The sequence below is a fragment of the Microcoleus sp. T2B6 genome (genome assembly GCF_036700475.1).
In the GTDB taxonomy this organism is placed as follows: Bacteria; Cyanobacteriota; Cyanobacteriia; order Cyanobacteriales; family Microcoleaceae; genus Microcoleus.
This window is the reverse complement of the sequence record NZ_JAUBOZ010000104.1, coordinates 1-958: the sequence shown is the minus strand read 5'-3', so window position 1 is coordinate 958 and position 958 is coordinate 1. Positions and strand designations below refer to the sequence as shown.

The window sequence follows — 958 nt, the reverse complement described above, 5'->3', positions numbered from 1 at the left end:
GGGGTTAGCGGGCGATCGAACAATCGTCGAAACACTCTTGTTTCTGGGGGACTTGAGGCAAAAGAGAGCGAGATTTTTGAGGCAGAGTCTGTTGTTATTGTCGCTGTTAATGGGGTGCCGTCGTCAAGTCCTAATGCTCGGATCTATGCTGGCAAATGCCTCTCACGAGGGATGCCACTGACTGGAAAACCTGTAATTGGATAAATGGCGTACTCGATAGATTTGGTGGTAAAATCAAATTTGGTAACTCCCATCGGTACAAAAGTTGCGGAAAACGTGAAACTGGCCAGTCCATACGGCTGTGCCTTCCGATGTAAAACCCAAAGTACGTTACGGTAAACAGACCATATTTTAAGCAAGTTACACTGCGCAGGAGAACTGACAAATGCTACAGCGCAAAATCTATCAACTCTGTTGTGATGGTCGTGAGGTTTCTATTTTTCTTCGAGATCAGCAACGTTGGATAGAGCGCGCTCGTATCCTAGATATTGAAGGGGATCTAGTCACGCTGCGCTACGAAACCGACGAAGAAGACGAAATCAGCTCCTGGGAAGAAATGGTGCGTCTCGAAAGTATTGGATCTGTGTCTCAGAAGTTGGCTTCGGTATCCCGAACTAACTGCGAACCCCTAGTTTCTGACGATTGTCCCGAAGCCGAACAAATTCGCAATCACTACCCCGACTCGAATTTGGAATAGTTTTGAGCTCGCGCTTGAGGCACAAGGAAAACTTGGGGGAAAAGAAAACGGCTTTTCTCCCTTTTTTGTGGAGAAATTATGCAAAAAACCCAGTTTAGGCCAAAAATATTCTGGGTTGTGACCCCATAAGCTATTTTCCCTTTAAATTTAAGCTTGATGGCGGGATCTCCGGCCCAACCCATACTCCCCACAACAGCGTAAGGAATGAGAATTAAATAACTTCCACTCTTGAAAGTGGGATGGGCGTCCCGCCCGTCCAAA

The 958-nt window shown here is 46.6% G+C and carries 2 protein-coding genes; both read left to right on the top strand.

The window, feature by feature from the left end; all coding sequences use genetic code 11:
• Window positions 1-204: hypothetical protein (locus QUA00_RS29905; protein ID WP_333412119.1), on the top strand; the 204-nt coding region annotated here is incomplete at its 5' end.
• Between the two features lie 181 nt (window positions 205-385).
• Complete coding sequence (locus QUA00_RS29900; RefSeq protein WP_015177146.1) at window positions 386-697, top strand: DUF6679 family protein; 312 nt, start codon at window positions 386-388, stop codon at window positions 695-697.
• Window positions 698-958 lie beyond the last annotated feature (261 nt).